The sequence below is a fragment of the uncultured Mailhella sp. genome (assembly GCF_947631555.1).
Taxonomy (GTDB): Bacteria; Desulfobacterota; Desulfovibrionia; order Desulfovibrionales; family Desulfovibrionaceae; genus Mailhella.
In genome coordinates, this window is record NZ_CANRLT010000014.1 from 1 (window position 1) to 21,469 (window position 21,469).

General features: G+C 56.5%; 17 protein-coding genes. 6 read left to right on the forward strand and 11 right to left on the reverse strand.

All coding sequences use genetic code 11. From position 1 onward, the window contains the following. Positions 1–52: 52 nt before the first annotated feature. The 9 genes from speB to rnc form a co-directional block, all read right to left on the reverse strand. Positions 53–931: an agmatinase gene (speB, locus tag Q0Z94_RS03290; protein ID WP_298067594.1), complete on the reverse strand. Its 879-nt coding sequence runs from the start codon at positions 929–931 to the stop codon at positions 53–55. Between the two features lie 30 nt (positions 932–961). Continuing rightward, complete coding sequence (locus Q0Z94_RS03295; protein ID WP_298067595.1) at positions 962–4,069, reverse strand: efflux RND transporter permease subunit; 3,108 nt, start codon at positions 4,067–4,069, stop codon at positions 962–964. Then, positions 4,066–5,187 (reverse strand): efflux RND transporter periplasmic adaptor subunit, encoded by a 1,122-nt coding sequence (locus Q0Z94_RS03300; protein WP_298067596.1) that lies wholly within the window; start codon positions 5,185–5,187, stop codon positions 4,066–4,068. The genes Q0Z94_RS03295 and Q0Z94_RS03300 overlap by 4 nt, the downstream gene beginning before the upstream one ends. A 74-nt stretch (positions 5,188–5,261) precedes the next feature. Then, positions 5,262–6,029, reverse strand: a complete 768-nt coding sequence (locus tag Q0Z94_RS03305) for an RNA methyltransferase (RefSeq protein ID WP_298067597.1) — start codon at positions 6,027–6,029, stop codon at positions 5,262–5,264. Next, positions 6,026–6,562, reverse strand: coding sequence for a DUF456 domain-containing protein (locus Q0Z94_RS03310; RefSeq protein WP_298067598.1), 537 nt, complete (start codon positions 6,560–6,562; stop codon positions 6,026–6,028). The genes Q0Z94_RS03305 and Q0Z94_RS03310 overlap by 4 nt, the downstream gene beginning before the upstream one ends. Beyond that, positions 6,559–7,344 carry a DUF1786 family protein gene (locus tag Q0Z94_RS03315; RefSeq protein WP_298067599.1) on the reverse strand — a complete coding sequence of 262 codons (786 nt, stop codon included), beginning with the start codon at positions 7,342–7,344 and terminating at the stop codon, positions 6,559–6,561. The genes Q0Z94_RS03310 and Q0Z94_RS03315 overlap by 4 nt, the downstream gene beginning before the upstream one ends. A gap of 59 nt (positions 7,345–7,403) precedes the next feature. Next, positions 7,404–9,413, reverse strand: a complete 2,010-nt coding sequence (locus tag Q0Z94_RS03320) for a U32 family peptidase (protein WP_298067600.1) — start codon at positions 9,411–9,413, stop codon at positions 7,404–7,406. A 6-nt stretch (positions 9,414–9,419) separates the two neighbouring features. Then, entirely contained in the window at positions 9,420–13,754 is a 4,335-nt protein-coding gene (locus Q0Z94_RS03325; RefSeq protein WP_298067601.1) for an acyl-CoA dehydratase activase-related protein, read from the reverse strand. A gap of 69 nt (positions 13,755–13,823) precedes the next feature. Continuing rightward, positions 13,824–14,579, reverse strand: coding sequence for a ribonuclease III (gene rnc, locus Q0Z94_RS03330; protein ID WP_298067602.1), 756 nt, complete (start codon positions 14,577–14,579; stop codon positions 13,824–13,826). Between the two features lie 146 nt (positions 14,580–14,725). Here rnc and Q0Z94_RS03335 point away from each other — a divergent pair, with 146 nt between their 5' ends. Both Q0Z94_RS03335 and Q0Z94_RS03340 read left to right on the forward strand, forming a co-directional pair. After that, positions 14,726–15,052: a hypothetical protein gene (locus Q0Z94_RS03335; protein ID WP_298067603.1), complete on the forward strand. Its 327-nt coding sequence runs from the start codon at positions 14,726–14,728 to the stop codon at positions 15,050–15,052. 241 nt (positions 15,053–15,293) lie between these two features. Continuing rightward, positions 15,294–15,707, forward strand: a complete 414-nt coding sequence (locus Q0Z94_RS03340; RefSeq protein WP_298067604.1) for a DsrE family protein — start codon at positions 15,294–15,296, stop codon at positions 15,705–15,707. A gap of 334 nt (positions 15,708–16,041) precedes the next feature. Here the strand turns inward: Q0Z94_RS03340 and Q0Z94_RS03345 are convergent, their stop codons facing one another. Further along, positions 16,042–16,638 carry a DVU0298 family protein gene (locus tag Q0Z94_RS03345; protein ID WP_298067605.1) on the reverse strand — a complete coding sequence of 199 codons (597 nt, stop codon included), beginning with the start codon at positions 16,636–16,638 and terminating at the stop codon, positions 16,042–16,044. A 263-nt stretch (positions 16,639–16,901) separates the two neighbouring features. Between Q0Z94_RS03345 and Q0Z94_RS03350 the strand changes: the two genes are divergently transcribed. From Q0Z94_RS03350 to Q0Z94_RS03365, 4 genes are all read left to right on the forward strand, one after another. Further along, on the forward strand, positions 16,902–17,168 hold the full coding sequence (locus Q0Z94_RS03350) for a PxxKW family cysteine-rich protein (RefSeq protein WP_298067606.1): 267 nt from the start codon (positions 16,902–16,904) through the stop codon (positions 17,166–17,168). Positions 17,169–17,251: 83 nt separating this feature from the next. Next, the gene (locus Q0Z94_RS03355) at positions 17,252–18,532 is read left to right on the forward strand and encodes a M20 family metallo-hydrolase (RefSeq protein ID WP_298067607.1); all 1,281 of its coding nucleotides are present in this window, start codon (positions 17,252–17,254) and stop codon (positions 18,530–18,532) included. A gap of 19 nt (positions 18,533–18,551) precedes the next feature. Next, complete coding sequence (locus tag Q0Z94_RS03360) at positions 18,552–19,676, forward strand: glycosyltransferase family 4 protein (RefSeq protein ID WP_298067608.1); 1,125 nt, start codon at positions 18,552–18,554, stop codon at positions 19,674–19,676. Between the two features lie 89 nt (positions 19,677–19,765). Beyond that, positions 19,766–20,323 (forward strand): cyclophilin-like fold protein, encoded by a 558-nt coding sequence (locus Q0Z94_RS03365; protein ID WP_298067609.1) that lies wholly within the window; start codon positions 19,766–19,768, stop codon positions 20,321–20,323. Positions 20,324–20,371: 48 nt separating this feature from the next. On the opposite strand, the gene Q0Z94_RS03370 is transcribed toward Q0Z94_RS03365, so the two are convergent. After that, positions 20,372–21,220 (reverse strand): acyl-ACP thioesterase domain-containing protein, encoded by an 849-nt coding sequence (locus Q0Z94_RS03370; protein ID WP_298067610.1) that lies wholly within the window; start codon positions 21,218–21,220, stop codon positions 20,372–20,374. Between the last annotated feature and the right edge of the window lie 249 nt (positions 21,221–21,469).

A 21,469-nucleotide genomic window follows, 5' to 3' on the forward strand; every position in this document is an offset into this window, starting at 1 on the left:
CTATCGGCCTGAAGGCCGAGGTCTCAAACCATAAAGGAAGTGAGATGAAGTGCTAATCTTCCCAGCCGTGAGCGCGGGAGATCAAGCCCATGATGGCATAGGTGAGGCTGGCCGCGGCAAAATCCGAAGCGATCCGTCCTTCACGGGGCGCGAGTTCCACGACGTCGAAACCGAGAACCCGGCGTCCGTGCATGGCCTTTTCCAAGAGTTCCAGTGCCTGATACCAGCCAAGTCCTCCGGGCACGGGCGTACCCGTTTCGGCGATGATCGAAGGGTCAAGTCCGTCCAAATCGAAGGTGATGAAGATATTTTCCGGAAAGTCTTCAGGAACGAGACAGTCAGGAACACCCTCGCGCCAGAGCTGCGGAGCGTCCCAGCTCAGGACATGGAAACTCTTTCGAGCGTTAAGTTCTTCCCGGCAGAAGATACGGTTGCCTATCTGGATGAGAGGCAGATTAAGATCCTTTACGGCCCTGCACATGGCACAAGCGTGGCTCCAGCGGCTGCCCTCGTAGCTGTCGCGCAGATCGGCGTGGGCGTCGAACTGGATGAGTCCGAAGCGCCCATAGTGTTGTTTCAATGCGACGAGTTCCCCATAGCTGAGGGAATGCTCACCGCCGAGGACCACGGGAATCGCGCCGTAATCCAGAGCTTTGTTTACGGCCTCCGCAATGCGTTCCATGACCGTTTCCGGTTCGCCGGAACAGTCCACAGGAGGCTGGGTAAAGATGCCTCCGTGCCCAGGAAAGCCGATTCCATCGCAGAGTTCCAGCTGATTTGAGGCATTGAGGATGGCCTCCGGCCCTCGGCCCGTTCCGTCTCCATAGCTTACCGACGCTTCATAGGGAACGGGGATGACGTGGAAGCGTACTTCATCCGCGGGGCGGGACGGAACTTCTGAAGCTAGAAAGCGGTTTTCATATTCCTGCATAGGGTACTCCTGAGGGAAGCGGGAAAGGGTTCAGTCCTGCGGTGCTGCCAGGTTCTTGCGGAAAAGGCGGCGCATATGCCGTCCCACCCACTGACCGAAGCGGTCGAGATAGACGTAATAAACCGGCGTGATGTACAGCGTCACAAGCTGTGAGAAGATAAGTCCTCCGGAGACGCAGATGCCTATGGGCTGGCGGGATTCAGCGCCCGTACTCCCAATGCCGAAGGCCAGTGGAAGCGCGCCCATGACAGCGGCCAGCGTTGTCATGAGGATGGGCCGGAAGCGGATGAGACAGCCCTGAATAACGGCTTCTTCGGAATCCATGTGTCCGCTTCGTTCGGCACTCAGAGCGAAGTCCAGAACCATGATGGCGTTTTTCTTAACGATGCCGATGAGCATGATGATGCCCACGAAGGCCGTCATGTTCAGTTCGGAATGGAAAAGCCAGAGTGCGAACAGAGCGCCGAAGCCGGCAGAGGGCAGACCGGACAGGATGGTGATGGGGTGGATGAAACTTTCGTACAGAATACCGAGGACGATATAGATCAGCACGAGGGCCACAATGATCATGACAATCATGTCGTGCACGGACTTCTGAAAATCGCGGGCCGTTCCGAAAAGGCTCCCCGACACGGAATCCGGCAGCAGATCGCGCGCGGTATTGACCACGTCGGTCATGGCATCGCCCATGGCATAGCCCGGCGCAACGTTGAAGGACACGGTGACAGAGGGAAACTGGCCCAGATGGTTGACCGAGAGCGGGCCTGCGGTGAGTTCACGCGTGACCAGCGTTTCCAGCGGAACCAGTTCACCGCTGCCTGCGCGCAGATAGACGGTATCCAGAATGCCGGCACTGTCCTGAAGTTCCCGCAGAACTTCCATTTTCACGGTGTAGTCGCTGACATCCGTGTAGATAGTGGAGATTTCCCGTGTGCCGAAAGCCGAGTACAGCGCCTGTTCGATCTGGGAAAGGGTAATGCCGAGCATGTTGGCTTTTTCCCGATCCACGACCAGACGTATCGCCGGAGTCATGAGCTGAAGATCCGTTCCCACATCGCGCACACTGGGCAGGCGGGAAACGGCGGCTTCCACGTCGCGGGCGGCCTGATACAGTTCTTCGGTATCACTGCCCACGAGCGTATAGGCATAGACGCCGATGTGACGGCTGCCAGCGCCCTGCATATTGGCGTTGCGCAGAGAGACCATGAGCGTGGGATTGTTGCCGAGCTTCTGCCGCAGACGGTCGATCACGGTATTGATGTTTTCGCGTTCGCCGACGGGCTTCAGACGGATCATGATGTTTGCGGTATTCGTGTCTGCGCGGGTACCGCCGCCAATGGTGGTGATATAGCTGCGCACCGCCGGATCCGCTTCAATAAGGGGGTGGAGTTCGCTGACCGCCTGAGTGAGAGCCGTGAAGGAGATGGATTCCTCAGCTCTCGCGGAGACGCGGATGCGCCCGCCGTCGATGGCGGGAAAGTAGCCGGTGGGAACCATGGTGGAGAGCAGCCAGGTAGCGAAGATGAGAGAAAGTGAAGCCAGAAAGGTGAGGAACTTGTGCCGCATGACCGCGCGCAGGCTGCGCGCATACAGTGAGAGCAGACCGACAAAGGCGCGCTCCATGACAGCCTTGAAGCCTGAATGCTTCTGGTGCACAGACTGATCGGTGAGAAACACGGCGCTCATCATGGGCGTGAGGCTGATGGAGATGAAGAAGGAGATGGAAATGGCGATGATGATGACGGCGGCAAATTCAAAGAACATGCGCCCTGCCACGCCCGGCAGGAAAAGCAGTGGGATGAACACCGTCCCAAGAGAAACCGTCATGGAAAGGATGGTGAAGCCGATTTCGCCAGCGCCGTCCATGGCCGCCTGAAACGGGGATTTTCCCATTTCGCGGTGACGGATGATGTTTTCCAGCATGACGATGGCGTCGTCCACCACGAAGCCCACCACCAGAATGAGAGCCATGAGCGACATGTTGTCCAGACTGAAGCGGGACACCAGCATGACCGGGAACGTGGCCACCACGGAAAGGGGAAGCGCCAGACTGGGGATAATGGTGGCCATGCCGTCGCGCAGAAAGAGATAGATGACAAGCACCACCAGAAAGATGGTCAGAAGCAGCGTGAATTGTACCTCGGCCACCGATTCCTTGATGGGAATGGAGGTGTCTTCCACGATGGAAAGCTCCACTGAAGGCGGAAGAGAGGCTTCAATTTCAGGCAAAAGTTCAAGTACATCTTTAACTACTTGGACGGTATTGCCGCCGGGCTGCCTTGTGACCTGCACAATAACGCCGGGATTTCCGCTGATGAAGCTTGCCTGATTGGTTTCTTCCACGCCTTCGACCACATCGGCCACATCATCGAGATGAACGGGGGCATTATCCCGCCAGGCAACAACGATTTTGGCGAAGTCCTCAGCTTTAACCAGCGCGCCGTTGACTTCGATATTGCGGATACGGTCCGGGCTTTCGAGTTTGCCGGTGGGCAGCGTGACGTTGGCCGCGTCAATGGCATTGCGGATCTCGTCCGCGCTTACATCGCGCGCTACCATGAGTTCGGGGCGAAGGTTTACCCGCACGGCGTACCGCTTGGCTCCGCGCACTTCCGTCTTGGAGACGCCGCTTACCATGGACAGACGCTGCGAAACGTAGTTTTCTGCATAGTCCGTAATCTGCTGGCGGGTGAGTGTGTTGGAGGTTAATGCGAGCTGAATGACGGGAAGGGCGTCTGGATCAAGCTTCATGAAGCGCGGCATTTGGGTCATGGTTTCCGGCATCCGGGAGTAGGCGATGGAGATCGCCGACTGCACGTCGAGGGCCGCGCCATCGATATCGCGATCCATTTCAAATTCGATGACCACCAGTGTTCTGCCGAGCTTGTTCGTTGAGGTCATGCTCTTGATGCTCGCGATGTTGGAAAGCTGCTTTTCCAGAGGTTTGGCCACGGACGTAGCCATGACTTCAGGTGAGGCTCCGTCCAGCGTGGCCGAAACGATGATAACGGGAACTTCCACATTGGGATTATCATTGATGGGCAGACGGAGATAGCTCATCATACCGAAAATGAGTATTCCCGCCATGAGAAGTGTGGTTGCTACAGGCCGTTTGATGAACAGTGAAGAGATGTTCATCCCTCAGCTCCCGTCTTTGGACTATTCTTTTCCGCGTCATCTTCGGCAAGACGGACTTCGACGCCGTCCTTGAGGCGCACATGCCCCTCCAGAACCACCTTTTCTCCCGCTTCAAGTCCTTTGGAAACAACGGTTACGCCATCATTTTCCACGTCTGTTTCCACCAGCCGGATATGCGCCTTCCCGTCATCACCCACCACGAAGACCAGGGGGCCGTCAGGCCCGATCATGACGGCGCGGCTGGGGACGGTGACGGCGTGTTCGCGCACGTCCAGGGTGATGCGAACGCGCAGAAATTCCCCGGCCCAAAGTTCGGAGCCGGCGTTTTCAAAGCGCGCCTTCAGCGGAACCGTTCCCGTGGCAGGAGCCACATTACCCACAAAGATCACAGTTCCGGAAACTGGAGTTCCTTCCTTGCTCACCGCGGAGACGCGAAGCGCGCCCCGTTCCATGCTGCGTCGCACCTGTGGCAGGTATTTCTCCGAAATGCTGAAAGTGATGTCGGCAGGGTGAACGGTGTCGAGCATGAGGAGGGAAGTCTGTGGCGTAACCACATTGCCCCGGTCGACCTTGACTTCCCCGGCTCGTCCATCCATAGGCGCACGGATCTCGCAGTAGGAAAGATCCAGCCGGGCCTTTTCCACGGCTGCCTCATCTTCCTTGACGGCAGCCCGTGCGCTGATGAGATTGACTCTTGCGGCATCGTTTTCCGCCACACTGGAAAAGCCGCCCTTGGTCATTTTCTGTGAGCGGGCATAATCATCTTCGGCCTTGGTCAGCCTGGCCCTGTCGCTTTCCAGTCTCGCCAGAGCCTGATGCAGGACTATTTCGGAGGGGTCCTTCTCGATGACGAAAAGGAGCTGTCCCTGCTTCAGCGTATCGCCGTCCTTGACAAGTATCTGTTCAAGTTCTCCTGCCGTGCGGGAGACAATATTGACGGAAGCCGAAGGCTCTACGGTGCCTACGGCTTCCACTTCGCAGGGGATGTCACGATAGGAAGATTCGGTCAGCCGGACAAGAGCCTTGGTTTCAGTCGTGCTGTTTTCAGACGTTTTCTCGCCGGAGCAGCCGGCAAGAATCAGGATGGAGAAGGCACAGAGGAGAAGCGGTTTGAACACGGCGGCACTCCTGAAGTTCTGGATGGACGGCCGAAGCCTGTGGTTACTCCTTTTCCCAGTCTGCAAAGATGCGGTCAAGGCTGTTTGCCTTTTCCTGCAAGGTGCAGCATCTGGCGGCAGATACCCATAAAAATATCCATTTCATGGCGGCGCACATCTGCCCGATCAAAAAAGCGTGCCAGAGGCAGGAAAAAATGTTCGGGGTTGTCCGAAGGGAGTGTTCCTATGGCCATCAGGGAATCCTTCAACGCTTGAAAAAGGATTTCTCTTTCTCCTGCGTTGATGCGGCGTGACTGGCAGGGATGACTGTCCATGCGCACAGCGTCCGGCAGGGCAAGGCAGCATTCATACATCATGAGCAGCACGGACTGAGCCAGATTCAGGGACGAAGCGTCAGGAGCCGTGGGGATGGTCACCAGGCGGCCGCAGTTTTCCAGATCCTCGTTGCTCAGTCCACGATCTTCAGGCCCAAAGACAATGGCCGCTTCTTCCCCAGCCGTCAGACGTTCAGCGATTTCACGAGCCGTCTGCCGCGGTGTGGAAAGCTGTCGCCTGGCGCCGCCTGTCCGCGCTGTCGTACCAACTACCAGTGTACACGGAGCCACGGCTTTCTGAAGCGTATCGGTGACGGTAAGGGTATCGAGCAGGGGCTGTCCCTGGCTTGTGGCCGTGAGCAGGGCTTTTTCATAGTTCCAGCGGCGGGGGGCTGCGAGATAGAGCGGAGCGTGGCCGAAGTTCGCCGAAGCTCTTGCTGCCATGCCTATATTTTCGGGAAAATTCGTTCGCACGAGAACAAGGCGCAGACGGCGAATCGGGGTAGAAAGGCGTTCGGAATCCGTCATAGCGTCACCGTCCTCAGCGGCACAGCATCAGGCCAGATATAGGACGCCGTAAGCGCGATCAGGGAGACCCCGATGCCGAACTTGACGATCATCCCGAAAAATTTTCCGACAAAGGCTCCCTGCGCGGCGCGAAAGGCGGCTTTCGAATCCTGATGGCGGAGAAAGCGTTCCGTCAGATAGCATCCGGCCCAGGCCCCGAAGAGTGAGCCGAGCACGGCTCCCAGACCGAAGAGAAAGGGGGAACCGGCCAGAGCACCGAGAATGGCTCCGACGATACCGGCGAAAGTCGAAGCCGGAGAAGAGCCGTATTTTTGCGAACCCCAGATCTGCATCAGAAATTCCATCCCCTCTCCCAGCAGGGCAAGCCCGAAGAAAAGGACAAAGAATCCCGCCGTCAGTGTATTGCCGGGCACAAGCATGGCCCAGAGAACAACGAGTACGGCCATGGCCCAGTTGCCGGGCAGCGTGACCAGATTGAGAAGCGCACACAGACTCATGGCCAGAAGCAGAAAGACAGCGAAAAGAAAACTCATGCCGCATCCCTCCGTTTCAGAGCTTCCAACAGTCCGAAACAGCGAGCAAAGGCTTCGTCCTGGCAGGTTTTGACAAGGCGTCCGCACTCTGCAAAACGTGTACTGTTAGGGCCGAAGACAAAGGTCGGGCGGAAGCCTTCGGCCTCTGCGGGCAGCTCCCCGCAGATACAGCCGTGACCTCCGCTCGCCCGAACTTCTTCATCAGGAAGCCAGTTCAAACGCATTTCCTCCACATGCCTGCGAAAGGTTTCCAGTGCGACGGAAGAATGCTGCTCATACAGCCCCAAAAGTCGTTCACGGTAGACCATGAAGACCTGAACATGGCTGTGACCGGCGTAAATCAGAGTTACACCTTCCTGCTGGCAGCGTTCCCGCACGGTGCGAAGGCTGAGTCCGGCCATGAATGCGGCGGCCGCGCTGTCAGCGGCAAGTGTGAGTGGGAAGACGGAAGCTGTTTTTTCAAGCAGTGCTTGAACTTCCCATCCCGGCAGAGTGTTGCACAAAACGCGCTCGGGGCACAGTCCCGAACCGTGAAGCTCCGCCTTCCAGCGTCTCATCCGGAGTGCATCTGCAGGAGAAGCCGCGGGATGTATCCCCATGCCGCAGACAAGTGCAAGCTCCGGCTGGGGGAAGCCTCCGTCACAGAGGAAGGTTGCGGCGTCGCGGACAGGATGGCCCGCCGGAACGATGGTTTTTGGCCATTCGGAAGGCTCGGAATCGGGCAATGCCAGGAGAAGCGTGGTAGTACCGCTGCCGGCATCCAGGACGAGGGTTGTTTTCATGAGGCTGGATCCCGTGTCAAAAAAAGAACGTGTCTCATGGTACAACGCTCGTTCCATTATCACAAGAGGCTGCCGTTCCAGTTAAATTCGCTGGTGCGGCGCAAAGGAGGCATTCCCGGCGGCAGGTTCTCTTCCAGTTTGGCGAAGAAGCAGTATCCTGCGGCTTCCAGTTCCTGCCGATGGGCGGAAAGATCAAGAGGCCAGCCGGGGTAGATCCACAGATTGCGGCCGTAGTTCCGCCCCCAGAAACTTTCTCCCTTGGGACTGTAAAACGTTTCATTGGCCTTGACGAGATTCAGGTCGTGGCGGGATATGCCCACGGGCCAGAACCCGGAAAGAACCATGCCGAGGGGAAGGCAGCATTGTTTCGGCAGGGACAGAAAATCGTCTCTGGACAGCTCCGGGCTGACGAACGCAGACTCGAAGCCCATGCTGGACAGCAAAGCCACGGCCGCAGGGTTGGCAATGTTGCAGAACGGTCCCGCAGTGAGCTGGAGGGAACGTTGCTTCGCTTCCTGAGTAAACAGGCTGATCTGCCACGGGGAATTGCACACAAAACGTGTGGCTCCGCCGCGGATGGCTTCCATGACGAGACGCTGCCAGAGTGCGTCTTCTTCCGGCCAGATGACAGGCGGCAGCCACCAGGAGATGCGGGGCATGACGGTACGGGAGATGGCCCTTACCGTATTGGGCGACATCCACAAAGCCGTTGTCACGGAGCGGGATGCGCGGGTCTCCCGCCCCTGGGGCAGGCTGGAACGGACGAGGTAGTCCGGCTGCCGCCGTCCTCGTACGGGAGCGGGCAGACGAGGTGTCCATTCCACCAGGGGACTTTCCACCCTGCGGCAATTTTCCAGCTTGTTTTCCCAGTCGCGAAGGATCCGGACAAGTTCAGGTTCGCGGCGGTCGATGAGAAAGACCGGAACGCCGGCTTTGGGCATTTTATTCTTGCCGAGTCGCAGCGTGCAGGTTCCGGCCTTTGGCGTGCGGCGGGTCACGGGAATGGTGTCATGCCAGGGTTCATCTTCATAGCCTATGCGCAGAAGATCCTTAGGCAGAAGTTCAAGCCGTGGCTTGATGAAGGGACAGGACGTTCCGCTCCGTTTTTCGAACTGAATCTTGCCCACGAGCATACCGGAACTTGTCGGTTCTGTGGGCGTGGAAATCTGGATATTTTTTTGAGGCAGGAAGCGGGCGTGGGTCGAGGGGCGCCCCAGCGCCATGCCGAACAGTGCTTCAGCATCTTTTTTGGCCTGCGCCCAGTTCTCGGTTCCCAGAGAGTCAAGAAGCATGCGGTAGGCCGTGACAACATGATAGACATAGTGCGGGCCTTTTTTGCGGCCTTCAATCTTGAGACTGCGGACGTGGGGAATGCCGGTCAGCGTTTTGACGAGAACGTCAAGCGAAAGATCCTGACAGGAGAAGAATCGGCCTTCGCGCCCCTTCTGCCTGTAAATGCGGCGGCAGGGCTGGACGCAGCGGCCTCGCAGTCCGCTCTTGCCGCCGAGATAGCTTGACCAGTAGCAGCGACCGGAGACGCACCAGCACAGGGCACCATGAATGAACATTTCAAAGTCCATGTCGTGCGGGGCTTGTTCATCCATCTGACGAATTTCATCGATGGACAGCTCACGGGGCAGAACCACGCGCTGCACGCCTCTGTCATGGATCGCGAACAAATCCCGGGATGAAGAGATGTTGGACAGTGTGGAAAGATGGAGTTCGCCCTCGTATCCTGCCTGACGTGCCACATCGATGAGTCCGATGTCCTGAATGATGAGGGCATGGGGATGAGCGTCTCTTTGGAGGCGCTTGATGAGCCTTCCTGCGGAGGTGAGGTCAGAAGCCTTGAGCATGGAATTGAAGGCTACATAGACCTTTCTGCCGTTCTGGTCTGCCAGATCCACCATGCGGGCCAGTTCTGTGGTACTGAAATTTTCGGCCCCGGCTCGGGCGGAAAAGTTTTTCAGGCCCGCATAGACGGCGTCAGCGCCTGCGGCTATACCCGCAAGAAAGGAGGAAAGGTCGCCGGCCGGAGCCAGAAGTTCAGGCAGTGTCTGTTGGGTCATGGTATCCTATGTCGATGGCCGGCCTTCGGTTTCTCCCTGCAGGGCTACGGACATCATAAGTTTGATGCGGTTGATCTGGTTTACTTCACTTGCGCCCGCATCGTAGTCGACGGCTGCGATGTTTGCAGTGGGAAAACGGCGTTTCAGTTCCTTAATGACGCCCTTGCCGGTGATGTGGTTGGGCAGACAGCCGAAAGGCTGCATACAGAGAATGTTCGGGACGTGCTCATGGAGCAGTTCCATCATCTCTGCAGTGAGCAGCCAGCCCTCGCCGGTCTGCTGCCCCAGAGAAACAACGCCATCGACCATGCGGCGCAGCTTACTGAACGCCAGGGGAGGCGCAAATCTCCGGCTTCTGGAAAGCGCGAAGCGCAGGGGCAGGCGCAGCGTAAGCAGAATGCGAAGCAGCAGGCCGCTTGCCAGAGCACGTTTCATACTGCCGCTGCACTGCCGCCAACGGTGGATTTCGTCATAGAGACCGTAAAGGATAAAGTCCGTAAAATCGGTGAGAACGGCTTCGCCCCCTTCGGACTCCACGACATTGACGGCATGGTTGTTGGCGTCAGGATGATACTTTAAAAGTATTTCGCCGACAAGTCCTACCCTGGGACGGCGGGGAACATCGCGAAGGGGTAGGGCGTCGAACTCCTTTACGGCCTGGCAGAGATGCCGGTAGGAACTTAGGAGCGAACCGCAGAGAATGTCCCGCTCGAAGACGGCCGCCCAGCGTTCGGCCAGAGCTTCAGCGCTGCCGGGGACGCTTTCGTACGGCCGGGTGCGGCAGAGCATACGCATGAGTCCGTCACCGCACAGGATGGCCTGAACGGATCGCAGGAGCATACGGCTCGTAACCCTGAAGCCTGGATTACGGCTCATTCCGGAGAGATTGAAGGAGAGGACAGGGATGTCCGCAAGCCCGCATTCCTTAAGGGCTTTTTTCAGGAAGCCGATATAGTTCGTGGCGCGGCATCCTCCTCCCGTCTGGGACAGGATCAGAGCCACGCGGCTGCGGTCATATCTGCCACTGTGCAGGGCGTGGAGGAGCTGCCCGATAACAGTGATGGCCGGATAGCACACATCGTTGTTGACGTGGCGCAGGCCTTCTTCCACAGCTTCTCTGTCCACCACGGGCAAGAGTTCCGCCTTGTAGCCGCAGGAACGCAGCATGGATGGCATGAACCGAAAGTGCATGGGGGATAACTGCGGGATGAGTATGGTATGCGTCCTGCGCATCGCTTCTGTAAACGGAGGCGTGTCCTGCTCTGGTTCCGGCATGGGGACTAGAAACGGGCTTTGGGCTGTTGTCCCGGGGAGAGCGTGCTTCTGCCGTTCCTTCATCGTTGCAAGCAAGGAACGGATACGGATACGCGCCGCCCCGAGGTTGGCCCCCTCGTCAATTTTAATCTGTGTGTATAAACGTCCTGTTTTTTCAAGAATCTCTTTCACCTGATCCGCCGTGACCGCATCAAGGCCACAGCCGAAGGAGACCATCTGCACCAGTGAAACCCGATCAGATGTGGAGGCGAACAGTGCGGCACGGTACAGTCGTGCGTGATAGGTCCACTGGTCGACCACACGGAGATGCTCCGGTTCTGGCGCAAGATGGGCGATCGCATCTTCCGTCAGGACTGCCAGTCCTGCAGCCGTGATCAGATCCGGAATGCCGTGGTGAATTTCCGGGTCAATATGGTACGGATGTCCCGCCAGAATGACACCCATCCTTCCTGCAGCCTTCAGCTCTGCAAGAACCTGTGCACCCTTTTTGCGTATGTCGTCCTTGAAGCGTTTCTTTTCCCTGAAGGCTTCGCAGAGTGCTCCCTCCAGTTCGATGAGCGGGATGTTTCGAAAGAGCTGGAGACGGGGGAGCATCCTGATCAGACCGTCCTTTTCCACTGGCAGGAAGGGACAGATGAACTGAACGCCTTTTTCACGAAGCAGGTTCACGTTATTTTTGAGAAGTTCGGGATAGCCGCCCACTACCGGGCAGTTATAACGGTTGTCCTGTGAGGCGAACTCGCGGCGTTCGAAGGCAATGCAAGGATAGAAAATACGCTTTATTCCACGGTTGATCAGTTCCAGAAGATGTCCATGACTGAGTTTTGCCGGATAGCACACAGTCTGAGAAGGAATGGTGGAAAGCGCTTTGGCGTACTGCCCTTTGGATGACGGGGAGGAAAGCTCCACGCGGAAGCCCAGATTGGTGAACAACGTGAACCAGAACGGATAATCCTCGTACATGTTCAAGACGCGCGGGATGCCGATAACGCCGCGGGGAGCCTTCTCCATAGGCAGGGGGACATAGGGCGCGAAGAGTCTTTCATACTTGTACGCCGCCAGGTTGGGCATCTTTCCTTCTGCATGGACTTGACCCGCGCCACGTTCACAGCGGTTGCCGGAAACGAAACGATTTCCGTCAGAAAAGCGGATCACGGTCAGAAGACAGTGGTTGGAGCAGCCCGTACAGCGTGTGGCGGAGCTTTCGTAGGAAAATGCCGCGATTTCTTCCCTGTTCAGCAGCGTTGAAGTTTCATGGGCGCTTTCGCGGGCAATCAGTGCCGCGCCGAACGCCCCCATCAGTCCGGCGATATCGAGGCGAACCACTTCGCGCCCCAGACATAGTTCAAGGGCTCGGAGCAGCGCATCGTTTTTGAAGGAACCGCCCTGCGCGATGATATGTTCTCCCAGCTCTTCCGGGCTGGAAATCTTGATAACCTTATAAAGTGCGTTCCTGACCACGGAGCAGGAAAGTCCAGCCGCGATGTCGCTGACAGGACGCCCTTCCTTCTGGGCCTGTTTCACGCGGGAATTCATGAAGACCGTGCAGCGCGTACCGAGATCCACAGGATTTTGAGCGTGCAGGGCCTCGTCCACGAAGTCAGGAAGCTCCATGCCCAGAGATTTCGCAAAAGTCTCGATGAAGGAGCCGCAGCCAGCAGAACAGGCTTCGTTGAGCTGGATACGATCCACAATGCCGTCTTTGACGTGCAGGCACTTCATGTCCTGGCCGCCGATGTCCAGAACAAAGGTCACTTCCGGCAGGAAAAACTGTGCGGCCTTGCAGTGTGCAAGCGTCTCTACCTCATCGATGTCGGCGTGGAGTCCAGCCTTGAGCAAGCCGCCTCCGTATCCCGTGACGCCTGCCCCGGCGATGCGTACATGCTCGGGAAGCAGAGCGTAGACTTCCTTCAGAATGTCCACGGCGGCGTCTAGAGGTCGCCCCTGACCAGGCGCATACGTTGTGTGGAGGATACGTCCTTCCTTGTCGATGAGGACGGATTTGATCGTGGTGGAACCGGCATCTATGCCCAGATAGACAGGGGCAGGCTGTTGCACCGTGCCCGGAAGGGTACATATATCAGCCCGTGCCGCACGGTGGGAGGCGTGACGCCGGCGAAACGCAGCCAGTTCCTCGGCGTTTTTGAAAAGGGGAGGTAAAGAAAGAGCCTGTGAAGCATTTGGGGAAGACCGCATGGTTCCGGCGAGGGTTAAAAGTTCCTCCGTCGTCCAGATCCGTTCCCCAGCCTGCTGCGAACCGGGAACGTCTTGCCGATAAAGGGACTGCATGGCCGCTCCCACGGCCACGAAGTATTCCGCGCCTTCAGGGAAAAGCGCATTCTCTGCCGAGAGGTGCAGCGTCTCGGTGAAACGCTTGCGCAAACTGTCCAGAAAGGCCAGGGGGCCGCCAAGAAAGGCCACTTTGCCCTCGATGACACGCCCGCAGGCCAGACCGCTGACTGTCTGTTCCACTACGGCCTGAAAGATGGACGCCGCGATGTCTTCCCGAGAGCAGCCTTCGTTGAGCAGGGGAAGGACATCTGTCTTGGCAAAGACGCCGCAGCGCGAGGCAATGGGGTAGAGTGTGTGGCTGTGGGAAGCCAGATCGTTCAGGCCAGCGGCATCGGTATCAAGAAAGGCCGCCATCTGATCGATGAACGCACCTGTGCCTCCGGCACAGGTTTCGTTCATGCGCTGTTCAACGCCATTGGTGAAGAACGTGATCTTTGCGTCTTCTCCGCCCAGCTCAATAGCAACATCTACGCCGGGCAGACGGCGGCGGAGGCTCTCGGCGGACGCAATGACTTCCTGAACGAAGGGGATGTGAAATTCAGCGGCGAGTGCGATAGCTCCTGAACCTGTGGCCGCCAGTGTGAACTTGCGCTCCAAGAGACACGGCCGCCCGAGAGCTTCCTGAAGAAGCCGGGCAACCGTGGCGCGCACATCGGAACGATGGCGCTCATATCGCGCATAGAGTACACAAGCATCTTGGTCGAGAGCAACGAGCTTCACCGTTGTGGAGCCGATATCCAGACCAATGTGAATCAAGGTAGACCTTGTATCCATACAAGATACCCTGAGGGAATCGAACGAAGTCATCATAGCGGGAATCGAAGTTTCCGCAAGGGGGATATGCTAGCCCTGAATGTTTTCAGAAGGTGGGGTATTGCAGGAAGCGTCTTCATCGTCAAGAGCTTCGAGTGCCAGTTTTGCGGCTTCCTGCTCGGCACGCTTGAGGCTGCCACCGCTGGCTGTAAAGCTGCGTCCGTTGGAGAGAGCGAGGTGAACCTGAAAGGTGCGGGCGTGTTCCGGACCACTGCTCGAAAGGAGGCTATAGACCGGCAGTGTGTGCAGGAGCGATTGTGTGACTTCCTGAAGGCGTGTCTTATAGTCTTTGACTTTACCGGCGTCTCCGTAAGATGGCCAATGACCTTCGTACAGACGGCTGACAAGCGCGGAGGCAGCAGCTTGGCCGCCGTCCAGATACACTGCGCCAAGTACGGCTTCCACGGCATCCGCGATGAGCGCAGGGCGTGACCTGCCGCCTTGTGCCTCTTCCCCCCGTCCCATGAACAGTGCTTCGCCGAGGCGCAGACCGCGGGCCAGTTCAGCGAGTTTCCCTTCACTGACGAGAAGAGAGCGCAGACGCGTCAACTCGCCTTCGCGTTCTGTGGGAAATCTTTGATAAAGCTCCAGAGAAATGTTGATTTCCAGAACCGCGTCACCAAGAAATTCCAGGCGTTCGTTGTGCATCGTGCCGTGTTCATTTGCCCAGGAGCTGTGCGTCAGAGCCGCAGCAAGCAGTGAAACGTCGTGAAACTGGTAGTGGAGTCGCTCTTCTACGTCGGAAAGGAGCTTCTGGTTCCCGGGGGACAGGGGGGGCTGGTGCATAGTTTTCCTCGCTTCCCAACGTCATAGACGTTCCATCGATGCTTGGCAAGCACGTTATGCTGTCTGTCAAGCATGCTCTCCTTGACAAGGCGGCCGTGACTTCCTAACTTTCGGTTACCACATCTGACAAGGAAAGGAGTTGAATCATGGCCTACGATATTCGTTTGGTGAAAATCGTTACCGGCGAACTTGTTATCGGCAAATTTGATACAGAAGCCAACGCACTGAAGGACGTCGCCATCATGCAGACCGTGCCGACTCAGCAGGGAGTACAGCTGATGATGCTCCCCTACGGCTACCCCTTCGATCATGATTGCAGCGGCAGCATCGATGCCAGGCATTTTCTGTTCGAATACAAGAGTACACCTCAGGACGTGCAGGACAAATATCTGGAAGTGTGTTCCAATCTTTCTCTGTCTTCCGGAGGACTCAATCCCAATCCCCAGAACGGAGGGGCCGGACTCATACTGTAGTTCAGCTCCGCCTGCCGGAAGCGTATCTTTCGTCAGACAGGAGAAAGCACACGGATGGAAGCCCGAAAAGCGGCTGTATTCACAATCTTGGCAGGTCAAAAAGAGATTGACAGAGAGCTTGCAGTGAGGATATGCGTTTACTGTGTTCCCTGTATGCTTCAGCGTTCGGCTCGGAACCTGCCACGGTTGTTTGCGGCGTCGGCGCTGTAGACTGAAACCGCTTCGTTTCAAGGAGAATGTCATGAACTATGATCTGGTCATCCATGTAAACGCCAACGATCCCGCTGTGTTAGAGCTGGCTTTCAGCCAAGCCGCCAACTACAGGAAAGCAGCACTTGCCAAGCGGCACAAAATTTCACCCCAGGAGATCGCTGTTGAAGCCGGATTCATGGCTCTGGAAGGAGAGGCTCCCTTCAAGCTGATCATGGTTGTCAACGGCCCGGCCGTACAGCAGCTTGTGAAGGAAAACGCCGAGCTTATGGAAGTGGCGCAGCAGGCCATCGCCAACGGGCTGAAGATCCATGTTGGGCAGTGCGCCATGAATTCCCATCACCTGGAAAAGGATATGCTCTGGCCGTTTGTGGAAGTAGTTCCGTCGGCTACGCTGGAGCTTGTCCAGCTTCAGGATGCAGGTTTTTCGTACATCAAGGTGTAGCCAGCCGCAGGAAAGAATTTCAGGCCGAAGAACGGGACGTTCTCCGGCCTGTTTTTCATTAAACGTTCCTTTGACGTACCCTCCCGTCTTTCAGAGGAAAAGAAGGATGGACAAAACGGCAAAGCCAATGAACGCTTTTCCGTAATTTCCCTCTCATGGACGGGCAAATTTGCACGGCCTCTCTCTATTGGCAGTAGAGGCTATCGGCGGAAAGGGACAACTGTGGAATGAAACAGCTTCAGTCTGTTCGGAAAGCGTTGTTCTCTGTGAGGACGGCGCTTTTTGAGTTCAGAAAAAACTTTGATTTCCTCTATAGGCAGTCAGCCGGAAACTTTCAGACCGGTGACCGGAACGGAGTGAGCATATGCGTCCGCACAAGGGCACAGGCAGCCTCCCGGCAGGCATGGTCGGTCTCATTTTCTGCAGAACTTCTAAGCAGGGGAAGAGCTTCTTCAGCAAATTCGGGGCGGGCCGCGAGCAGTCTGGCAATGGCCTTGTAGCATGAGATACGCAGCGGGGCATAGTCACAGAAGGCCGTACTCTTATCTTCCGGGGCATCATAGACATAGTGGAGCAGGACACGGCGGAAGGCGTCAGCAAGCGGCGGGCATTGGGCAAGTGTTTCTCCGAAAGCTTCCGGGATACCCCAGCCGATGTTGCCCGATTCCTCATTCATGTGCCACATGAACCTGCGGATGATATTTTTTGCGTCTTCCGGGGAAGTGCTGTAGACCTTGCCCACCTGCATTCCCAGCGTCTGGGCTGCGCGATCTGTCATTTCTCCGCCTTCGGGCAGGCAGGCGAACAGAGGCTGAACAATGCTGATGGGCGGAATTTCTGAGCATTCCGGGGGTAGAGGATTTGCCGGCGTCCAGTCTTCACGGGCAAGCCATGCACGGATCAGAGCCTTCAAAGTGCGAAAATGTGGCATAAGCGCTTCTCCTTCCTTGCGCAACTATATAATCCCCTTGCACGGATTGTCCAGAAGCGGCGGAAGGACTTCTCCGTGCAGCGTTTTTTGCTGGTTCTGAAGGACGCAATTTTTTAGTGATGCTGCCGGGCGGCTCCTTTGCCGAAAGTTTTCCGTGAGCGGCATATGTTTTTCCTTGACAGAATCACCGATCCGGGACAATTATTTGCGTTCCGGTTATGCTGACAACCCACATGTGTGGGGAATATGATTTGGAGGATTTTATGAGCACAGTTCTTCAGAACGCCGTCAAGACCGAGTCAGGCGTCGAAGTCAACGGTATCTCTGTTCAGCCCATTGTGGAAAAATGCGACGGCTGCGACCGCGTCTGCGAATTTGAAGGACAGAAGTACTGCGGCAGCTATCCCGTCCCTGCCAGAAAGTGGGTTTCAGGCAAGTGCAACTTTGCAACCCACATTAAGGTCGAAGCCGCTGCCAAGGCCAAGGTGAATCCCTTGAAGGCCTCCAAGCGTGCCGCCAAGGGACGTTAAGCCTTTTTTTCATTTTTCCCTGTTACCGGATACCGCCTGCGGCATCCGGTATCTTGTATTTAATGCGCCGCGAGGGAGCAGGTATGACAGAAAGGATGGCTGGGCCTGGAGATCCGCTTTTACACAACGAACAGAAACAAACGCTTCAGAAAGAGCTTTCCCATGCCGGAGACCTTGTCTTTGAGCTGCAAAGCCGCTTGACGGCGTTCAAGGCTCTGGGTCCGGACAACGGCGGCTCAGGAGAGCAGGAAAAGGCCGATTTTCTGGAAGGCTGGCTTCGTTCCGCGGGGGTGGACGATATCTGTCACGTTGATGCACCAGACAGTCGTGTTCCTTCAGGCAGACGTCCCAATCTCATCGTTCGTATTCCCGGGCGCAGTTCCCGCACTCTCTGGATACTGGGACATATGGACGTTGTGCCGGCGGGTGAAGCGAGCCTCTGGACCTCGGATCCCTGGACTGTCGTCCGTGCCCCCGGCGATCCTGATCTCATCATCGGACGAGGCGTCGAAGACAATCAACAGGCAGTGGTCTGCGGATGCATTCTGGCAGCGGCTCTGAAAAAACTAGACATCACGCCGGATCTTGGTCTTGGGCTCATCTTCGTTTCCGATGAAGAATCCGGCAACACTCACGGCATCCATCACATCTTCCGGGAGAAACCGGATCTTGTACGGGAAGGAGATCTCGTCCTGGTTCCGGATTCCGGCAGCGAGGACGGTGACTTCATCGAAGTGGCTGAAAAGGGCATTCTCTGGCTTAAAGTCACGGTAAAGGGACGGCAAAGTCACGGTTCCCGTCCTGACGATGGCAAAAATGCACTCGTGGCTGCCGCCGGTATGATTCTTGGCTGCGCTGAGATGGAGCACTCGTTCCCGGAACGGAACGCCCTTTTTTCGCCCGCCCGATCTACCTTTACACCCACCAGACATGAAGCTAATGTGCCTAACATCAATACCATGTCAGGGCAGGAGATCTTCTACATCGACTGCCGTGTGCTTCCCTGCTATACGCTTGAAGAGGTCATTGAGGCTTTTCGCAGGTTGGGGAAGACCAAGGCGGAGAGATACGGAGTGGAGATTCTGGTAGAGCCAGTAATGAGTGAACCCGCAGCTAGTCCGACGCCGGAAGACAGCACCGTGGTATGCAGCCTGAAGAGGGCCGTTCGGGAAGTTCTCGGTCGGGATTGCCGCTGCGGCGGCGTTGGAGGATCGACGGTGGCCGTGAGTTTTCGTGGGCGGGGCATTCCCGCTGCCGTTTGGTCGCGTATTCTGGAAAACTGCCACGCTCCCAACGAGTCCGCCCGTATTTCCTTCGCTCTTGATGACGTGAAGGTATACGCTCATATGCTGTTCACCGGCTGAGCCATCAAAAGGAGTGTCCATGCGTACCATTCAGGTCGTCAACGTCCGCTGGTATAACGCCACCGCGTGGTATGGCGTCACTCTGGCACAATGCCTGCGAAACGCTGGTCATGAATCTCTTGTCGCCGGTCTGGAAGGGACACCTCCACTGAATAAAGCTAGAGAGCTGGGTCTGCCCACCGTGAGTCTGCCCTTTAATTCTCAGGATCCGCTGAATCTGCTTCGATCCTGGCGTGGAATGGACGCACTCATCAGAGAGTTCCGGCCGGATATAGTGAACTGTCATCGAGGCGAAGCATTCATCCTCTGGGCGCTCCTGAAGCATCGCTACGGTTTTGGACTGGTGCGGACAAGGGGAGATCGCCGTCTGCCGCGTGGTGGTGTGGTGAACCGTTGGCTTCACTGCCGATGCGCTGACGCCGTTATCGCCACAAACACACTCATGACTCGCCACTTCAGGGAATCACTCCATGTGCCGGAATCCCACCTTCACACCATTCTGGGCGGCGTAGATACGGCGCGCTTCCATGCCGACGCCGGAGCACGGTCCGCGATGCGAAAACTTTATGGCTTTTCCGAGCCAGATGTCGTCATGGGACTTCTCGGCCGTATGGACGAAGTAAAGGGCATACGCGAAACCCTGCTGGCGCTTGCCAAGGCTCGCGAACTCTCTCCTGCAGCACAGGCACTTCGATTTCTTATCATCGGCTTTGATTCGGAGTTTTCCACTGAGGACGTAGCTCGCTGGACAAAGGACGCCGGTCTCGGTGAACTGGGCAGTATTGTGACGGTCACAGGCCGTGTAGAAAAACCGGAAGCAGTGATCAACGCCCTGGATTTCGGCATACTTGCGTCATTGGGTTCCGAGGCCATAGCACGAGCTGCGCTGGAGATTATGGCCAGCGGCATTCCGCTCATCTCTTCCACAACGGGAGTCATGCCCGACCTCATTCCCCCACGCTATAGTTTCGAACCTGGAGATATTTCCGCTATGGCTGAACGGATGCTTCAAGCTCTGGAGTCAGAATGGCGGAGACAGCTGGGGCAATACTGTGAAGGGCGCGTTTTTAAAGGCGGTCTCCGCCTTGACGACTTTCTTCATGCAACGCTGAACGTCTATAACGACATATTGAAAAAGTCCTGAACTCTGTAAGCATCCAATGGAAGTCTCTGCCAAAAGGTGCTTGCAGAAAAATGTTGGATAATGTCTGTGTGCAAACATGGGGCGGAAGAATGTCGACTGTTGTCCTGGCTTTTCTCGTTTTAACCTGTGCGTTTCCATGCGTCAGCGGCGCAACGGAAAGCACGTTGACGCCTCAGGTATGTACGGAGACAGCAAGACTGCCGGAGCAGCTTACGTCTGGAGGATACTCACACATGCAACCTGGCGGGAAAACAGGTGAAGCAGCTCTGCGGCAATCAGCGGAACCGGGAACGATCAGAATCGCCATAGGTAAGGAAACGATGACGGCCGTTCTCGAGAAGAATCCGTCCGCCGAAGCTTTTCTTGAACTCCTAAAAGAAGATCCAGTCATTGTATCCATGCACGATTTTGGCGGGTTTGAAAAGTCCGGCGAGCTTGAAACGAAGCTTGTCCGCAGTGATACCCGCATTACGGCTGAACCGGGGGACGTCACCTTGTATTTCGGCAGGACGATTGCCATTTATTATGACAGCAATACTTGGAACCTCACAAGACTTGCCAGAATCAAGGATAAGACGCAGACGGAGCTGAAAAAGCTTCTCAAGGCCGGTGGTGAAGACGTCACTGCGACATTTTTCATCGAATGAGCGGTGCCGAGGCAACCGCACATTCCAGTAACGCTGTCCGGAATGATTTCAGAGTGATGAATGATAAGGTATGTCCGGCGGCGTTTCCCAGAGCGTCAGCGCCCGGCAGACTTCGTTGCCGTCAGGGACACGCTGTATACTGTGAAGCAAGGCATGGGGAACTTTCCTGCCCATGACCTCAGCGGGTACGCCCGCCGGAGGTGTCACGGGTGCATAGAGGCTTCTGAGTTCTTCCTGAGGAAAGCATTCGCTGCGGAAAGTGACATCGACAAGACTGGGGATGGGGAGTGTTCCATTCGGACTTCCGTCGTAGATTGGCTGCGGGAGAGCCTCCATGAGCCACGCCAGATAACGGGTATTGTTCACATGGCCGTTCATATCCAGATCGTCACAGCGCACTCGGATAACACTGTCGCCCGTTTCTTTGCGGAGACGGGGAATGACCCGACAGGCAAAACCGTCACAGGGTCTGGGATGCTTCGGGTAACGATCCGCCAACGGTTCAGGGATTGAGGAAAGGGAGCGCTCGTGAATGTCCATGACCAGCCAGGCGCTGCCGCCGCTGAGAATAAGTCTTCCTTCGGCGTCGTAGATTTCATATCCGCGTGTGCCAAAATGATCCAACGTAGAAGGCCAAGTATGAACGCGCAGGTGTTCTTCCGCCACGGGAAGCCTGACAATGCGCAGAACCAGACGGGCGAGTATCCAGGTCTTTCCCAAAGGAAGCATGTCGTTTGCACCGAACCCCAGGGTGTCAGCACTCAGTCCTGCAGCCTCCTGAAGCCAGTTGCCCACGGCGGAGAGCGTCGCTACTCCATTGGCTCCGATTTCGCCATAGCGAACGGAAAAATCCATGTCATAGGCCAGTTCTACAAAATTTCCTTCTGGTTGTATCATCAGGACTGCCTTTTTATTAAGAGAGATTTCCACAGCATTGAGTAGGAGGTTAGCACCAGAGAGCAGTGGAGTCCAGTACGGTGCGGTTTGCCGTTTCCAGGAGTTGGAAACAAAAGATCGTCTGAAAATTCCGAAAAGATGCTCATCGTTAATGTAAAACTTTAATAAAACGTTCTTTCTTCAAACAGCTTGTCGCCAGGCGATGAAACAGACTGGACAGAAAAAGGTCTCTCCCGTTATAGTCTGAGG

What these genes read in the sequence shown, in the direction of transcription:
- speB (WP_298067594.1), bottom strand. Translation starts at nt 931, where the DNA reads ATGCAGGAATATGAAAACCGCTTTCTAGCTTCAGAAGTTCCGTCCCGC.
- Q0Z94_RS03295 (WP_298067595.1), bottom strand. Translation starts at nt 4,069, where the DNA reads ATGAACATCTCTTCACTGTTCATCAAACGGCCTGTAGCAACCACACTT.
- Q0Z94_RS03305 (WP_298067597.1), bottom strand. Translation starts at nt 6,029, where the DNA reads ATGACGGATTCCGAACGCCTTTCTACCCCGATTCGCCGTCTGCGCCTT.
- Q0Z94_RS03310 (WP_298067598.1), bottom strand. Translation starts at nt 6,562, where the DNA reads ATGAGTTTTCTTTTCGCTGTCTTTCTGCTTCTGGCCATGAGTCTGTGT.
- Q0Z94_RS03315 (WP_298067599.1), bottom strand. Translation starts at nt 7,344, where the DNA reads ATGAAAACAACCCTCGTCCTGGATGCCGGCAGCGGTACTACCACGCTT.
- Q0Z94_RS03320 (WP_298067600.1), bottom strand. Translation starts at nt 9,413, where the DNA reads ATGACCCAACAGACACTGCCTGAACTTCTGGCTCCGGCCGGCGACCTT.
- Q0Z94_RS03325 (WP_298067601.1), bottom strand. Translation starts at nt 13,754, where the DNA reads ATGGATACAAGGTCTACCTTGATTCACATTGGTCTGGATATCGGCTCC.
- rnc (WP_298067602.1), bottom strand. Translation starts at nt 14,579, where the DNA reads ATGCACCAGCCCCCCCTGTCCCCCGGGAACCAGAAGCTCCTTTCCGAC.
- Q0Z94_RS03335 (WP_298067603.1), top strand. Translation starts at nt 14,726, where the DNA reads ATGGCCTACGATATTCGTTTGGTGAAAATCGTTACCGGCGAACTTGTT.
- Q0Z94_RS03340 (WP_298067604.1), top strand. Translation starts at nt 15,294, where the DNA reads ATGAACTATGATCTGGTCATCCATGTAAACGCCAACGATCCCGCTGTG.
- Q0Z94_RS03345 (WP_298067605.1), bottom strand. Translation starts at nt 16,638, where the DNA reads ATGCCACATTTTCGCACTTTGAAGGCTCTGATCCGTGCATGGCTTGCC.
- Q0Z94_RS03350 (WP_298067606.1), top strand. Translation starts at nt 16,902, where the DNA reads ATGAGCACAGTTCTTCAGAACGCCGTCAAGACCGAGTCAGGCGTCGAA.
- Q0Z94_RS03355 (WP_298067607.1), top strand. Translation starts at nt 17,252, where the DNA reads ATGACAGAAAGGATGGCTGGGCCTGGAGATCCGCTTTTACACAACGAA.
- Q0Z94_RS03360 (WP_298067608.1), top strand. Translation starts at nt 18,552, where the DNA reads ATGCGTACCATTCAGGTCGTCAACGTCCGCTGGTATAACGCCACCGCG.
- Q0Z94_RS03365 (WP_298067609.1), top strand. Translation starts at nt 19,766, where the DNA reads ATGTCGACTGTTGTCCTGGCTTTTCTCGTTTTAACCTGTGCGTTTCCA.
- Q0Z94_RS03370 (WP_298067610.1), bottom strand. Translation starts at nt 21,220, where the DNA reads ATGATACAACCAGAAGGAAATTTTGTAGAACTGGCCTATGACATGGAT.